The organism is Halomonas sp. 3A7M, from assembly GCF_014897875.1.
GTDB lineage: Bacteria > Pseudomonadota > Gammaproteobacteria > Pseudomonadales > Halomonadaceae > Vreelandella.
The window spans coordinates 118,525-132,571 of record NZ_JABUZD010000162.1 but is presented as its reverse complement, the minus strand read 5'-3'; the positions used below and the strand labels follow the sequence as shown (position 1 = coordinate 132,571).

Sequence of the window (14,047 nt, the reverse complement as noted above, 5' to 3'; positions counted from 1 at the left end):
CGCCGATAAAAACCCTTTATGCTCGCCACCTAGCCAAAAGCTATAAACGCCGCCGTGTCGTTAAGGATATTAACCTAGAGATATCTCAAGGCAGCGTGGTAGGGCTACTAGGCCCCAATGGCGCTGGCAAAACGACATCGTTTTATATGATTGTCGGCTTGGTAAAGTCTGATGCGGGAAAGGTTGGCATTGACGAGCTTGATTTAACCCATGCCCCCATGCACGAACGTGCAATGGCAGGTATTGGCTACTTGCCTCAGGAAGCCTCTATTTTTCGCAAACTTTCTGTCGCCGACAACATAATGGCAATCCTGGAAACTCGTAAAGAACTCGATCGTAGCGCCCGGGAGCAGCGCCTTGAGTCGCTACTGGAAGATTTTCACATCACGCACATTCGTGACAACTTCGGCATGAGTCTTTCGGGCGGAGAGCGTAGACGTGTTGAGATCGCACGCTCCCTCGCGACAGAGCCTGCCTTTATTCTGCTTGATGAGCCGTTTGCCGGCGTTGACCCGATCTCAGTGGGTGATATTAAAACGATCATTCGAGCCCTCAAAAAACGCCATATCGGCGTACTAATCACTGATCATAACGTCAGGGAAACACTAGATATTTGCGATATTGCCTACATTGTAGGTGACGGTCATATCATCGCCAGTGGCCCCCCTCAGGAAATTCTCAACAACCAGCGGGTAAGAGACGTTTATTTGGGGGCTGATTTCCGCCTGTAAACAGCCACCTGCAAAAAAAATAGTAGTGGTGGCATAGTTATTGCACTTGCACCAAGCCATAACTCGCACTAGGGTGGAGCTTTCTGATTAACGAGTGGTTCTCAGATGGTCATGAAAGCTTCTCTTCAATTGCGTATCGGTACACAGCTGACCATGACACCTCAGCTGCAGCAGGCCATCGCCCTGTTACAGCTATCAACGCTGGACCTCCGTCAAGAAATTCAGCAAGCACTTGATGCCAATCCAATGCTTGAGCAGGAAGATGAGTTCGGCGAACAGGCCGTTAGTGAACCCCAGGAAGTTGAATGGTCCGAAAGCATTCCTAACGAACTCTCAACTGACAGTGACTGGTCAGACACTTATCAAGACCTAGGTAGCCATGGTGCCAGCAGCGAGGGGCCTGACTTTGAGCGTCAAGCCGCTGGTCAAAGTTTGCATGGCCACTTACTTTGGCAACTCGCCATGACAGATTTTTCACCACGCGACCATGCCATTGCTGAAAGCCTCATCGATGCACTGGATGCCAACGGCTACCTAACTCAACCTCTCAATGACATTCGCGAAGGACTTAAAGCCCAAGGGCATGAAGGCCTTAGCCAGCGTGAAGTTGAAACAACCTTGCTGCGCCTTCAACAGTTTGAGCCCACCGGTGTATTTGCTCGCGACCTGCGGGAGTGCTTAATGCTGCAGCTCGCCTCACTACCCGAAGATACACCGCTGCTGATGCCTGCCAAGCGCTTAGTGCGTCAATTTCTTGAAGCGCTCGGTAAAGATGATGTGCGTTTGCTAAAGCGGCGGTTAAGTCTAGATGATGAGCAGCTTGATGACGTAATCCGCTTGATCCGCAGCCTGGACCCTCGCCCCGGGAGCGCCTTTGGCGACACAGATGACAGCTACGTAACGCCAGATTTAGTCGTCCGCCATGACCACGAAGGATGGCACCTGGAGCTAAACCCAGAGGCACTGCCGCGCTTGCGCATTCAACCTGACTACGCAAGCCTCATCAAACGGGCTGACAAGAGCCAAGATAACCAATTTTTAAAAGAGCATCTCCAGGAAGCGCGCTGGCTCATCAAGAGCCTTTCAAGTCGAAATGATACGCTACTGCGGGTGGGCCGAGAAATCATAGCTCGCCAGATAGGCTTTCTGGAACACGGTGAAGAAGCCATGAAACCGCTGATCTTAGCCGATATCGCAGACGCCGTTGAAATGCATGAATCTACTATTTCCAGGGTCACCACCCAGAAATATATCCATACCCCGCGCGGTGTGTTCGAACTCAAATACTTCTTTTCCAGCCAAGTAAGTGGCCAGGACGGCGGCGACAGTCACTCCAGCACCGCCATCCGGGCTCGAATCAAAAAACTGGTGCAAGATGAACCGCCCGGCAAACCGCTCTCAGACAGCCGCCTCGTGGCGCTATTGGAAGAGGGTGGCATTAATGTAGCAAGGCGAACGGTGGCCAAATATCGTGAATCAATGGGTATTCCCTCTTCAAGCGAGCGCCGCCGTTTACGCTAATAAAACAGTGCTAACGAGACAAAGTCTGTCTAGGGGCTTTGCAATAGCGCAAAAAGGGTTACAATCGAAGAACAGTCCGATGGATAAGGAGCACGTCAATGCAAGTAAATATCACTGGTCATCACGTAGATCTGACTGACGCCTTGCGTGACTATGTAAATGAGAAGCTGGAACGCGTTGAGCGCCATTATGACAATATCACCACCGTACAAGTGACCTTATCTGTTGAAAAGGAGCGTCAGCAAGCTGCCTGCACCCTGCATGCTGCAGGTGCCGATCTACACGCAGAAGCATTAGACAATGATATGTATGCTGCGATTGATGCACTAGCGGACAAAATTGACCGTCAACTCGTTAAACACAAGGAAAAAGCACAAGCTCGCGCCCAAGGCGCTGGCGTGCGTTAACTCAATGACGTTGGAAACCATACTTCCCCCGGAGCGCGTGCTGTATGACGTCCCCGGGGGCAGCAAAAAAAGGGTGCTGGAATTTTTCAGCACCTTTATTGCGCAAAACACGCCAAGCCTAGATAGCCAAGAAGTCTTCAGCCGCCTGATTGGTCGTGAGCGTTTGGGTAGCACTGGAATAGGCAACGGCGTTGCCATTCCTCACGCCCGTAGCCCTCACTGCAGCTCGCCTATCGCTGGTTTTTTAAAGTTAGCCGAGCCTGTAGATTTCGATGCTATTGATGGCGATCCCGTCGACCTTGTTTTCGTACTTTTAGTACCCGAAGAGGCGGACGACACGCACTTAGCCTTATTAGGGCAAGTGGCGTCTATCATGAACAGCGTTGACACACGTCAGCAGCTTCGTAGAACGGCTAGCCAACGTGAGCTATTGGACCTTATAACAGCAAAAATTCGTGAACAACCTGTTACTTAAATAGTCCACCGCTAGACACTGCCTACGTTTACCTCCATTTTTATTGGCATGCCAAGAGAAACTCTATGCAATTGGTGATCATTAGCGGCCGTTCAGGGTCCGGTAAATCTATCGCCTTACAAGCGTTAGAAGATCTTGGCTATTGTGCCATCGATAACTTGCCCGCCATGCTACTCGGCTCCCTGGTGGATGAGCTTCGTGAGCAAGGGGCACGCCCCCAATTAGCGGTAAGTATCGATGCGCGCAATTTACCTGCTGCACTAAAGCAACTGCCAAAAATGCTTGAATCTTTGCGTCAGAAAAGCATTCACTTCCAGGTTATCTATCTAACCACCGATGCCCGAATTCTTCTTGAGCGATACTCAGCCACGCGTCGTCGCCACCCTCTTACGCGTGATAGTGACATGACGCTTGAAGAGGCCATCAATAAAGAAGAAGAAACCCTGCTCGACATCCGTGATCTGGCTGACCTGATGATCGACACATCGCGTCTGTCGGTTCATGACCTGCGCCGCCGGATAACGGATCAGGTTGCCCAACAGCGTGAAGATAGATTAACCCTGACACTAGAGTCATTTGGCTATAAACGGGGCGTCCCACTTGACGCAGACCTCGTCTTTGACGTGCGCTGCCTACCAAATCCGTACTGGGATCCTACACTGCGCCAATACACTGGCCGTGATGCCAATATCATCCACTTTCTGAAGGGATATCCTGTCGTAGAAGAAATGCGCAATGATATCCAGACATGGCTGGAAAAGTGGCTACCCGCTTACCAAAATAGCCAACGCAGTTATATGACGATTGCGATTGGCTGTACCGGTGGGCAGCACCGCTCTGTCTTTATGGTGGAACAACTGGCGCAAATGCTGGTAAAACAAGCGGGAGAGGTTCAACTCCGTCATCGTGAGCTAGGCTTGCAGTACACCCTCAGTGAGCAGCAGCCCTCCACATCCGCGCCTTCAACAAACGCGCAATAAGCAACGCCTTTTCTTCACGACCCCACTCGGCTAAAAGGAACCAGAGTGCCAGAAAGAACCTTAACACTCACTAATCAGCGCGGCCTTCATGCTCGCGCAGCGACAAAACTCGTCAAGTGTGGCCAACAGTTTTCGGCCAACATTCACGTTTACAAACAACAACAAATGGCAGATGCGGCCAACATTATGTCGTTATTGATGCTGGCCGCCCCTTGTGGCACTGAACTTAGAGTTCATGCGGAAGGCGACGACGCCGAACAAGCACTAGAGGCGATTGAAGCGCTGTTCGACGCACGTTTTGACGAAGACCACTAACATCAGCAAAACACGTGCTAACTGAGCTGTTAGCTCAGTTGTTAGTTACCAGCGACGGTCATTGCATCAATTAGCCAGCTACCCGTGTGAATACTGCCACGGGTATCGATGTCATCACCGACGGCGACCAAGCCAGCAAACATGCTATTCAAATTACTGGCAATAGTGAATTCTTCGATAGGGTGCTGTATTTCGCCATTTTCTACCCAGAAGCCTGCCGCGCCTCGCGAATAGTCGCCAGTCACGCCGTTAACCCCCTGCCCCATTAGCTCAGTCACCCAAATGCCACGCCCCATCTGCTTCAGCAAATCATCTCGGGGCGTCAGCGGCGCTAACAAACGTAAATTGCGTGCCCCACCTGCATTACCTGTCGATTGCATGCCTAAACGCCGCGCACTGTAAGCAGACAGCATATAGCTGGCCACACTACCCTGATCAATAAAGCGATTGTTGCGAGTCTGAACGCCTTCAGCATCAAACGGCGAGCTAGCCGTCGCCCCCACCTCCATAGGCCGTTCTTCCAAACCAAACCAGCTCGGGAATAGCGGGCTACCTAAACGATCACATAAGAAAGAGGATTCGCGATAAAGCGCCCCACCTGCCAACGCCCCCATCAAGTGACCTACCAAGCCACTGGAAAGTGACGGGTCGAACAGCACCGGGAAGGTGCCTGTTGGCGGCCGTTGAGCGCCTAACCGACGTAGCGTGCGTGATGCCGCTTCGCGGCCAACCTCCGCAGGATCTCGAAGCATGGCAGGATTACGTGCCGAGGTATAATCGTAATCGCGCTGCATGCCCTTCTCATCCTGTGCAATCAGCATGCAGGAAAGTGAATGGCTACTGCCTTTCTGGGTGCCGAGGAAGCCGTGGCTGTTCGCGTAAACTCGCACTCCCTCACCACTGGATAGCGAAGCGCCTTCCGACTGATGAATTCCCGCTACATCACGCCCCGCTTGCTCACATGCCAGCGCCAAATCGATTGCTTCATCGGTCGTCAACGCCCAGGGATAATGCACTTTAAGGTCAGGTAGGTCAGTTGCCATTAGCGACGCATCTGCTAACCCTGCGGCAGGGTCCTCCCCCGTATAACGGGCAATTGCCAGGGCTTTCTCTACCGTGGCTTTAATTGACGCGCTGCTGGCATCGGTAGACGAGGCGCTGCCCTTGCGCTGCCCAACATATAGCGTAATGGCAATCCCTTGATCACGTGAAAGCTCAACAGTTTCAACTTCACCAAGACGCACGCTTATCCCAAGACCTTGATCTACACTAGCGCCTACCTCAGCAGCATCTGCGCCTAATTTTTTTGCCAGCGCAAGCGCCTCTTCAGCACGCTGGGTTAACAGTACCTGCTGGGCCGCTGCATCAAATGCTTGTGCCATTTTGGCCTCCTTTTCGCCTGAATCGCATTGGCGGATCAATGTTGTGGTCGCAGCCTGATATAATGCTGCAAACGAAACTAATTAGTGAGTTCTAGTATGCCTAAGCAACGCCCCGAGCCCTTCGATATTGATGAACAAGAAGAGCGCCCCAGTAAATCTCAGCTCAAGCGGGAAATGCATGCCCTTCAGGCGCTTGGCGAAACGCTTATCGCGATGAAACCTGCCGAGCGCGCAAAATTTCCGCTCTCTGACGACATGTTACGCGCCATAGAAGAAACCTCGCGCATCCGCTCCCATGAAGGCCGCCGTCGCCATATGCAATATGTGGGCAAGCTTATCCGCAAAGAGGACCTTACTGCCATACAGGGTGTCTTCGACGCTATCGAGCAGGAAAAAGAGCAGCGCGATCATGCCTTTCACCGGCTAGAAAAATGGCGCGACCGGTTAGTCGAAGAAGGTGACAGCGCTGTCGATCTATTTATGGCGGAATACCCTAACGCTGATCGCCAGGCAATACGACAACTGGTACGCAATGCGCGTAAAGAGCGTGAGCAAAGTAAACCGCCGACCAGCTCGCGCAAGCTGTTCAAACACTTACGCGATACGCTGGCACTCTAACCCCTGTATGTCTCAATGACTGGGTCATAAAGACTGGTTCATAAGGACTGGTTCATAAGGACTAGGTCATTAAGACCAACTCATACAGACCTAGTGATGGCAATCAAGTCACGAAGACTGGGTACCGCCGACCGTCAGCTCATCCAGCTTAAGGGTGGGCTGACCGACGCCTACCGGCACTCCCTGCCCCTCTTTGCCGCAGACACCTATTCCTGTATCCATTTCCATATCATGGCCAATCATTGAAACACGCCCCATTGCCTCAGGACCGTTGCCAATCAAGGTAGCTCCTTTAACAGGCGCAGTAATTTTGCCATCTTCAATGAGGTAGGCTTCGCTAGCGGAAAATACGAACTTACCTGATGTAATGTCGACCTGACCACCACCGAAGCTGACCGCATAGATACCGCGCTTAACGCTTTTGATAATGTCGGCGGGTTCATCCTGGCCTGCCAGCATGACAGTATTGGTCATACGCGGCATCGGCAAATGGGCAAAAGATTCACGCCGCGCATTACCCGTTGGCGCCATATTCATTAACCGTGCATTAAGCTTGTCTTGCATATAGCCAGTTAAAATACCGTCTTCAATCAGCGGCGTGTATTGCCCTGGCGTGCCTTCATCGTCCACGCTTAACGAACCACGGCAGTCAGCAACGGTAGCATCGTCGACAACCGTTACACCTTTCGCCGCAACACGTTTCCCCATCTGCCCTGCAAACGCTGAACTGCCCTTACGATTAAAATCGCCTTCAAGCCCGTGGCCCACCGCTTCATGAAGCAAAATACCTGGCCAGCCAGCGCCGAGAACAACCGGCATTTGACCAGCAGGTGCATCGACTGCCTCTAGGTTAACTAAGGCTTGGCGAACAGCTTCTTTCGCATAGCGTTCCGCTACGTTTTCATCTCGCAGCCTGGACATGGAGTAACGACCGCCGCCCCCAGCACCGCCTCGCTCTCGCCGACCATTTTTAGCCGCGATAACACTTACATTAAAACGGACTAATGGGCGGATATCTGCCGCTAAGGTGCCATCACTGGCACGTACTAACACCACTTCATAAGTGCCTGACAATGAGGCGCTCACTTGGCTAATACAGGGGTCAGCTGCACGCGCGATGCGGTCTGCTTCTTTTAACATTGCCACTTTTTCGTCAGCGGTAAGCCCCGCCAACGGATCAAGTCCTGCATAACGACCTGCAGCGCTGACAGCCACTACCGGCTGCCCAGATAGCTGCTTACCACTTCGTACAATGCCCGCTGCTGTACGGCCAGTATCCATTAGCGCATCTGCGGTAATTTGATTAGAGTAGGCAAAACCCGTCTTTTCACCTGCCAAGGAGCGCACACCAACGCCGCCATCAATGTTATAGCTGGCTTCTTTTACTTCACCATCTTCCAGCACCCACCCCTCTTGCCAAGTACGCTGGAAGTAGAGATCGGCATAATCAATACCAGCCCCCAGGGCATAAGACAGCCCAGTATCAAGGGCATCCAAATCTAGGCCACTTGGTGTCAACAAAATGGAAACAGCGGTATTTACATCGCTCTTATGTGCGGTCATTAAGGGCCTTCTAGAGTGATCTGCGGCGACGTCCATGGACCTCGCACGCGATAGTGAATAGTGGTTGCTTGATCTAACGCGCTACCAAAAAGCTGGTCCGCTACAAAAAGAGCGCCACCTACAATCGGAGCACCTACGGCTATGGCTGCGATAGGCAAGCTCTGGCTAATAGGTAGTGTGACGCCTAGTCGCTGATCAAGTTCACGTTGTATAAGATTGACGCTTCCCGTCAGGGTTAGCGTGGTAGATGGCGCTTCAATGGAAAGCGGACCGCGCAGCAGTAATTGGCCCGCGGCGACATCTGCCGTGCCATGCACCCGATCAAACGCAGTTCCTTGTCCCGTCACGTCCGAAAAATCGAAACGCAAGCGGCGCAGTATATTGTCAAAATTAAGCAGACCAACCAAGCGAGCCGGTGTTGATTCCAGCGTCACAAAGCGCCCATCACGTACATCGGTTCGAATATCGCCTTCCGCCCGACTTAATTCAAATTGCCAGGGAGCACCTGGCCACGTCAGCGCTGCGCTGACATCCGTAGAACGGCTACGCATGGCGATTGGTTGGCCTAGACGCTCTAACGCAGTGCCTACATCACCACCCTGTATCGAAACATCAGCGCGGGTATGACTATTGTTAGCGTCGCCTTCCCATACCAGTTCTCCGCGGGCAGAGAGCTGCCCCAGTGTCAGGCCGACCGGGGAAAGAGTAAAACGTTGCCCCTGGCTTTGCCAATAAGCGGTTAACGGTCCGAAACGCCCTTCCCCAACGCCAATATCAGCTAGTCTGAGCCTGCCATCCGGCAACTGGTTAAGCCATTCGGGTATAGCAGTTGGTGTGGCGTGCTGAGTTTCGACAGCATCCATCCAAGAGCCTGGTGTCGGCGCACTGCTGTCATGCGCTGCAGCAGGCACATCAAATAGCCGATCTACTTCCAACGATGAGATAGCGATATCAAGCGGCAGCGCGCTACCGGGCTGATAAGTCACTCGACCTGACACAAGATCACCGCTTAACTGCATAGCCAAGCGCTTTCCTTCAATATTGCCTGTCGCTTCTAAGCGACCAAAACACGCATCACGGAAATGCACGCAAGGCGTACTAAGCATTACTGATATTGGCGTATCCTCACTATCGCCATTCGACGAAGATGACGCCTGCATCAACGGTGACAGCGCCTCCTGCCAGTCATCAAGAGGCAACTCTTCAACCTGGGCGACAACGCTCCAACCTGGCTGTGTTGGCCAGCCACTCGGTGCGGCAGCACTGCCCAAAGCTATTACCCCCGCCAGCTCATCATGATCAAGCTGTACGCGAGCATTAACGATGTCGGCCAACTGTGTTGTTAAGCGACCACTGTCGAAGTCCGCGCTTAACCGCCATGGCCATGGCTGTTCAGCGGACTTGCTAAATGGCGCTGGCAACCTGCTTGTAATACCAAGCAAGCGGCTTTCAAGGACGATCGACGGTGATGGCTGTAGGTTGACCTGCCCACGCCACTGAGCACGCCCCTCAAACAGCTGGCGAGCTTGCTCAGCGGGAATATTGGCCAGTTGAAATAAGGTGGCGACATCAATATTCCCGCCCAAGGCAATACCGTCGTCCGGAACATTGATATCCGCTTCTATGGAATTACCTGACCACAGACCCGATACATGCCCGAGCAAAGCGTTTTTTTCGCCGTGCTGCTGCCACGTCATCTCTCCCTGAAGATCTTCTAGCGGAATGTCGACAGGCTGAAAAGCAAGCGTTGTGAAATTTGGTCGAGCATTAATCTCCAGCGCCAATGAGTCCGGCGCGCTCAGTGGTAACGATAAAGCGATGTCACCCTCAACCCGGCCCTCTGCACGAACATCGTTAAGCAGTGGCAGATCAATCTCAGGCATTGCCTGGAGAAACGCCAGCAGTGAATCACTATCACTGCTGACACTACCCGACAAATTAAGCGTCTCATCAGCCATCTTTAGCACCCCATCAGAGACGTCAATGCCTTGGCTTTCAGCATGCTGAATAACCGCCTCCAACACCTGATCCTTCCAAACCAATCTGCCCTCGATTTCCTCAAGCATGGGCCACCCAGGCGCGATGGGTAATCGCCCCTGTGTGACAGAGAGGGCCAACGTGGAGGAAATTTGGTCTGCAAACTGACTTTCTGAACCAGCCTCTTCCCCAGTAAAGGGAAAGCTAAGCTTGAGCGAGCCATTGGGAACAACACCACCTACGTCAGTTAATAGCCACTCACGAAGTTCAGGCTCAAGAGCTTTAACGGGCAGCCACTGAGAGAGCGGGTAATTAAGCGCATCAACATTTGCAAACGCAATATCAAGCCCAAACTGGCCGCCTTGTTCACTCGCAATCAGACCAAAACCGCCACTCACCTCGGCACCATCCCAATCTAGGCGTAGATCCCTACCACTGATCATGGTGCTCGGGCCGTCATACACCCACTCCACCACGCCCTCGGCATGGCTCAACAGCATGGGTGATTCAAACAATTCAGGAAAATTAAGCGAGCTGCTTCCAGCACTGTTAAACGTTACTCTGCCGCGAAAGTCTCTTGCCTGTACCCAAGCATCTAACGGGCCACCTCCTGGTGCTTGCTCCCAAGGCAGCACCGCCACATTGGTTAACGCCGCATCAACCCCCCAATGGCCTTCATGCTGACCTAAACGCAAACCTTGGACCTGGCCACGGGGTGATAGTGTTTGTAACACTCGAGTAAGCGATTCAGGCAACAAAATATAGTCGCGCCAAGCCGCCAAAGAAGCCAGTTCAAATGCGCTGGTGCGCACCTCCCATTGATCAGGCTGGTGGGATAAGTACCAATGCCGCGGTAAGGCTGGGCCACCACTTCCACCTTCTGGACGCGCCCACTCGACGTTTTCAGCATCTCCACTAAGCCAGGCTTCGCCGCCCTCACCGTCTCGCCGCCAAAGGCCATTGGCCTGAATGTTTTGCAGTACGGCGTATTGAATCTCGTGGCGCAGGGTCAACTGTGGAACATCGACAGCCAAGCGAACCTCATCTAAGCGGCCTGCATGCCAGCGACCCCACAACGTAACCTCGCCTCCCATTTGCTCTAGGGAAGGCATGCGATCGGAACGTAAAACAGCGGCTAGTGTCACTAAATGATCCAGCTGCATGTCCAATTGGAGCGCCGCTGAAAAATCACGGAAACCCTGTTCTCCAGGCTGCATCTCCACGTTCATCGCAATGGCCGGCAGCGTTTCTTGGGCTTGTGCTTCTTGGACCTCAACTTCTTGAGACCCTGCTCCTTGCGAAATCACACTTTGAGATTCTAAGATCGTGACGGCACCTTCCAAGCGCGTTCGCCGCTCATCGCCATTGAGCAGTAAGGTAGGCGCGTGCAAGGTGACGGCCTGCTGGCTTCCATGCAGCACCAGACGAGTATTATCTACCCACAATCGCTGGCGAAGAATAAGACCTGCCCAGGCGTCCAATGCCGCTAAATCAACAGTGGGCTCCTGAGACATAACAATCGGCAGCTCTGCTGGTGCCGGCCAACCCCAAGCAGCGTCTCCCTGCTGATATAGATGAAATTCAAGGCCTGTGATGCGCGCATCATTAAACACGGGTGCAATGCTTCTCAATGTCGCCCAACCATCAAGCCGCAAATGTGCACTTTCAAGGGATACTAATTGCTGCCCGTCAGGCGTCGCTGAATGCACGCCCTCCAATTGCAACACAAGATCGTTACGCGCCAACGACAGCGATAGGTGCTCGATAGTAACGGGCACCCCCACACGGGCCTCTAATAACGCTTCTATTTTCGGTGTTAGCAGACTGGATTGGCTAATTAATAAGCGCGCCAACAATAGAAAGACAGCAAGGCCGCCTAGTAACGAGGCGATCATTACTAGGCACCATCGAGAGAATAAACGTAACGCTATCATTACATTAGTACGATGTCGTACTGTTCTTGGGAGTAGTGTTGCTCTACCTGAAATCGAATGGTTTTATTAATAAACGTTTCCAGGTCGGCAACCGCCGCAGACTCTTCGTCCAACAGTCTGTCAACCACCGGTTGAGAAGCAAGCACCATATATGTTTCGGCACTGTAGGCACGCTCTTCGCGCAATATCTCACGAAAAATCTCGTAACAAACAGTTTCAGGCGTTTTCAACGTCCCGCGCCCACTGCATGTTGGGCAAGCTTCGCACAAGGTTTGCTCCAGGCTTTCCCGCGTGCGTTTACGGGTCAACTGCACTAAGCCCAGCTCAGTCACCCCGGTGCACTTCGTCTTCGCATGATCACGCTCAAGCGCTTTCTCAAGCACGCGTAACACTTGGCGCTGATGCTCTACATCCACCATATCGATAAAGTCGATAATGATGATGCCGCCAAGGTTGCGTAGCCTTAGCTGACGGGCAATCGCAGTCGCCGCTTCCAGGTTGGTTTTAAAAATCGTCTCTTCAAGATTACGGTGACCGACATAACCACCGGTATTAACATCGATCGTGGTCATCGCTTCTGTCGGATCGATAACCAGATAGCCACCAGACTTCAACTGAACCTTGCGACCTAGTGCTTTTTGAATTTCATCTTCAACGCTATACAAATCAAAAATGGGTCGCTCGCCTGGATAATACTCGATACGATCTACCGCATCTGGCATAAATTCTTCAGCGAACTCGACCAGTTTGATAAAGTTCTCGCGGGAATCGATGCGCACTTTTTCAATATCATCGCGCATGACATCCCGTAATGTACGCATAAACAACGGCAGGTCATCGTAGATCACACTAGGCGACGCCGCCGTTATTTTACGCTCACTGACTTTGCGCCAAATACGCAGCAGGAAGTACATGTCACCCGCCAGCTCTTCATCACCAACCCCTTCTGCCGCAGTGCGCACGATGAAGCCACCGGCTACCTCGATGGTCTGCTCGTCAATTCCCTTATCTAGCAGCGCTTTTAAACGCTCCCGCTCTCGCTCATCTTCAATGCGCTGAGACACGCCATGGTGGGGAGAGTCAGGCATATAGACAAGATAACGTGACGGAATCGAGAGATGGGTAGTGAGCCTGGCACCCTTGGTGCCAATGGGGTCTTTGGTCACCTGAACGACAAGCGCCTGACCTTCATGTAGCAACTGACCAATAGTCTGCTGCTCATCATTAGGCGTCCCTGATGGCATTACCTCATGGGCATGAATAAACGCCGCGCGCTCAAGGCCAATATCAACAAAAGCAGCCTGCATACCAGGCAGTACACGCACTACTTTGCCTTTGTAGATATTACCTACAATGCCGCGCCTACGTGAGCGTTCAATGAGCGCCTCTTGTAAGACACCATTTTCCACCAGCGCAACGCGAGTCTCCATTGGCGTTAAATTGATGAGGACTTCACCGCTCATGCAAAATTCCTTATTGAGTCACAGTATCCTTGCCAACACGGCAGGCGGCGAAATGGCGGTTATCTCTGCTGATAGCAGCCCGACCAGATTGGCACCCCTTGCTGGCACAACAAGCGTGTTGTTTCATAGAGTGGCAGCCCCACGACTGCTGAATGGCTACCCTTAATTTCTTCAACAAACACAGCGGCTAAACCTTGGATGGCGTATCCTCCGGCTTTGTCTACTGGCTCACCGGTTTGCCAATAGTCAGCTATTTCCTGCTGACTGATTACGCGCATCTTGACGACCGTTGTCACACAACAAGAGAGTACACCCTTGGGGCCAGCCACAGCGACCGCTGTTAATACATTATGACGACGCCCAGACAGCTTCTTAAGCATAACGGCTGCATCATGCTCATCAATTGGCTTGCCCAATATCTGATCATCAATTACCACAGCCGTATCTGAACCCAGCACAGGAAGGGCTGTTCTTGAAACAGCCGCTTGCGCTTTCGCACTCGCCAAGCGCTCCACATAAGCTTGCGCAGATTCACCCTTGAGCGGCGTTTCATCTACATCACTTGGCATGACCTCGACCGCCACACCTATCGATGCTAACAACGCCTTACGTCTGGGAGATGCCGAGGCAAGGCATAACACAGGCGACGATGCAGAACGTGAACTATCCATTACAGCAACT

General features: G+C 52.5%; 12 protein-coding genes. 7 read left to right on the top strand and 5 right to left on the bottom strand.

The genetic code is table 11. The features are described 5' to 3' along the window. Positions 1-5: 5 nt before the first annotated feature. The 6 genes from lptB to INT19_RS14445 all read left to right on the top strand — a co-directional run bounded on the left by lptB (position 6) and on the right by INT19_RS14445 (position 4,429). Positions 6-731 carry an LPS export ABC transporter ATP-binding protein gene (lptB, locus tag INT19_RS14470; protein ID WP_193061384.1) on the top strand — a complete coding sequence of 242 codons (726 nt, stop codon included), beginning with the start codon at positions 6-8 and terminating at the stop codon, positions 729-731. A gap of 105 nt (positions 732-836) precedes the next feature. Beyond that, on the top strand, positions 837-2,252 hold the full coding sequence (locus tag INT19_RS14465) for an RNA polymerase factor sigma-54 (protein ID WP_193061291.1): 1,416 nt from the start codon (positions 837-839) through the stop codon (positions 2,250-2,252). Between the two features lie 98 nt (positions 2,253-2,350). Continuing rightward, positions 2,351-2,659, top strand: a complete 309-nt coding sequence (gene hpf / locus INT19_RS14460; protein ID WP_009721972.1) for a ribosome hibernation-promoting factor, HPF/YfiA family — start codon at positions 2,351-2,353, stop codon at positions 2,657-2,659. A 4-nt stretch (positions 2,660-2,663) separates the two neighbouring features. Then, the gene (locus INT19_RS14455) at positions 2,664-3,134 is read left to right on the top strand and encodes a PTS sugar transporter subunit IIA (RefSeq protein WP_193061290.1); all 471 of its coding nucleotides are present in this window, start codon (positions 2,664-2,666) and stop codon (positions 3,132-3,134) included. Positions 3,135-3,199: 65 nt separating this feature from the next. Then, positions 3,200-4,114: an RNase adapter RapZ gene (gene rapZ / locus INT19_RS14450; RefSeq protein ID WP_193061289.1), complete on the top strand. Its 915-nt coding sequence runs from the start codon at positions 3,200-3,202 to the stop codon at positions 4,112-4,114. A gap of 45 nt (positions 4,115-4,159) precedes the next feature. Next, the gene (locus INT19_RS14445) at positions 4,160-4,429 is read left to right on the top strand and encodes an HPr family phosphocarrier protein (RefSeq protein ID WP_193061288.1); all 270 of its coding nucleotides are present in this window, start codon (positions 4,160-4,162) and stop codon (positions 4,427-4,429) included. 41 nt (positions 4,430-4,470) lie between these two features. Here the strand turns inward: INT19_RS14445 and pmbA are convergent, their stop codons facing one another. Next, positions 4,471-5,811, bottom strand: coding sequence for a metalloprotease PmbA (gene pmbA / locus INT19_RS14440; protein ID WP_193061287.1), 1,341 nt, complete (start codon positions 5,809-5,811; stop codon positions 4,471-4,473). Positions 5,812-5,907: 96 nt separating this feature from the next. Between pmbA and yjgA the strand changes: the two genes are divergently transcribed. After that, a complete protein-coding gene (yjgA, locus tag INT19_RS14435; protein ID WP_089037693.1) occupies positions 5,908-6,429 on the top strand; it encodes a ribosome biogenesis factor YjgA in 522 nt (173 codons plus the stop codon). A gap of 108 nt (positions 6,430-6,537) precedes the next feature. On the opposite strand, the gene tldD is transcribed toward yjgA, so the two are convergent. The 4 genes from tldD to INT19_RS14415 are packed head-to-tail and all read right to left on the bottom strand — an operon-like array spanning position 6,538 to position 14,037. After that, positions 6,538-7,992, bottom strand: coding sequence for a metalloprotease TldD (gene tldD / locus INT19_RS14430; RefSeq protein WP_193061286.1), 1,455 nt, complete (start codon positions 7,990-7,992; stop codon positions 6,538-6,540). After that, the gene (locus INT19_RS14425) at positions 7,992-11,864 is read right to left on the bottom strand and encodes a YhdP family phospholipid transporter (protein ID WP_193061285.1); all 3,873 of its coding nucleotides are present in this window, start codon (positions 11,862-11,864) and stop codon (positions 7,992-7,994) included. Before INT19_RS14425 ends, tldD begins: the two co-directional genes overlap by 1 nt. A gap of 38 nt (positions 11,865-11,902) precedes the next feature. Then, on the bottom strand, positions 11,903-13,366 hold the full coding sequence (gene rng, locus INT19_RS14420; RefSeq protein ID WP_193061284.1) for a ribonuclease G: 1,464 nt from the start codon (positions 13,364-13,366) through the stop codon (positions 11,903-11,905). A gap of 59 nt (positions 13,367-13,425) precedes the next feature. Beyond that, positions 13,426-14,037, bottom strand: coding sequence for a Maf family protein (locus INT19_RS14415; protein WP_193061283.1), 612 nt, complete (start codon positions 14,035-14,037; stop codon positions 13,426-13,428). Positions 14,038-14,047 lie beyond the last annotated feature (10 nt).

Bases quoted from the DNA above. Each gene is read 5' to 3' on its own strand.
- INT19_RS14465 (WP_193061291.1), top strand. From the start codon at position 837: ATGGTCATGAAAGCTTCTCTTCAATTGCGTATCGGTACACAGCTGACC.
- hpf (WP_009721972.1), top strand. From the start codon at position 2,351: ATGCAAGTAAATATCACTGGTCATCACGTAGATCTGACTGACGCCTTG.
- INT19_RS14455 (WP_193061290.1), top strand. From the start codon at position 2,664: ATGACGTTGGAAACCATACTTCCCCCGGAGCGCGTGCTGTATGACGTC.
- rapZ (WP_193061289.1), top strand. From the start codon at position 3,200: ATGCAATTGGTGATCATTAGCGGCCGTTCAGGGTCCGGTAAATCTATC.
- pmbA (WP_193061287.1), bottom strand. From the start codon at position 5,811: ATGGCACAAGCATTTGATGCAGCGGCCCAGCAGGTACTGTTAACCCAG.
- yjgA (WP_089037693.1), top strand. From the start codon at position 5,908: ATGCCTAAGCAACGCCCCGAGCCCTTCGATATTGATGAACAAGAAGAG.
- tldD (WP_193061286.1), bottom strand. From the start codon at position 7,992: ATGACCGCACATAAGAGCGATGTAAATACCGCTGTTTCCATTTTGTTG.
- INT19_RS14425 (WP_193061285.1), bottom strand. From the start codon at position 11,864: ATGATCGCCTCGTTACTAGGCGGCCTTGCTGTCTTTCTATTGTTGGCG.
- rng (WP_193061284.1), bottom strand. From the start codon at position 13,366: ATGAGCGGTGAAGTCCTCATCAATTTAACGCCAATGGAGACTCGCGTT.
- INT19_RS14415 (WP_193061283.1), bottom strand. From the start codon at position 14,037: ATGGATAGTTCACGTTCTGCATCGTCGCCTGTGTTATGCCTTGCCTCG.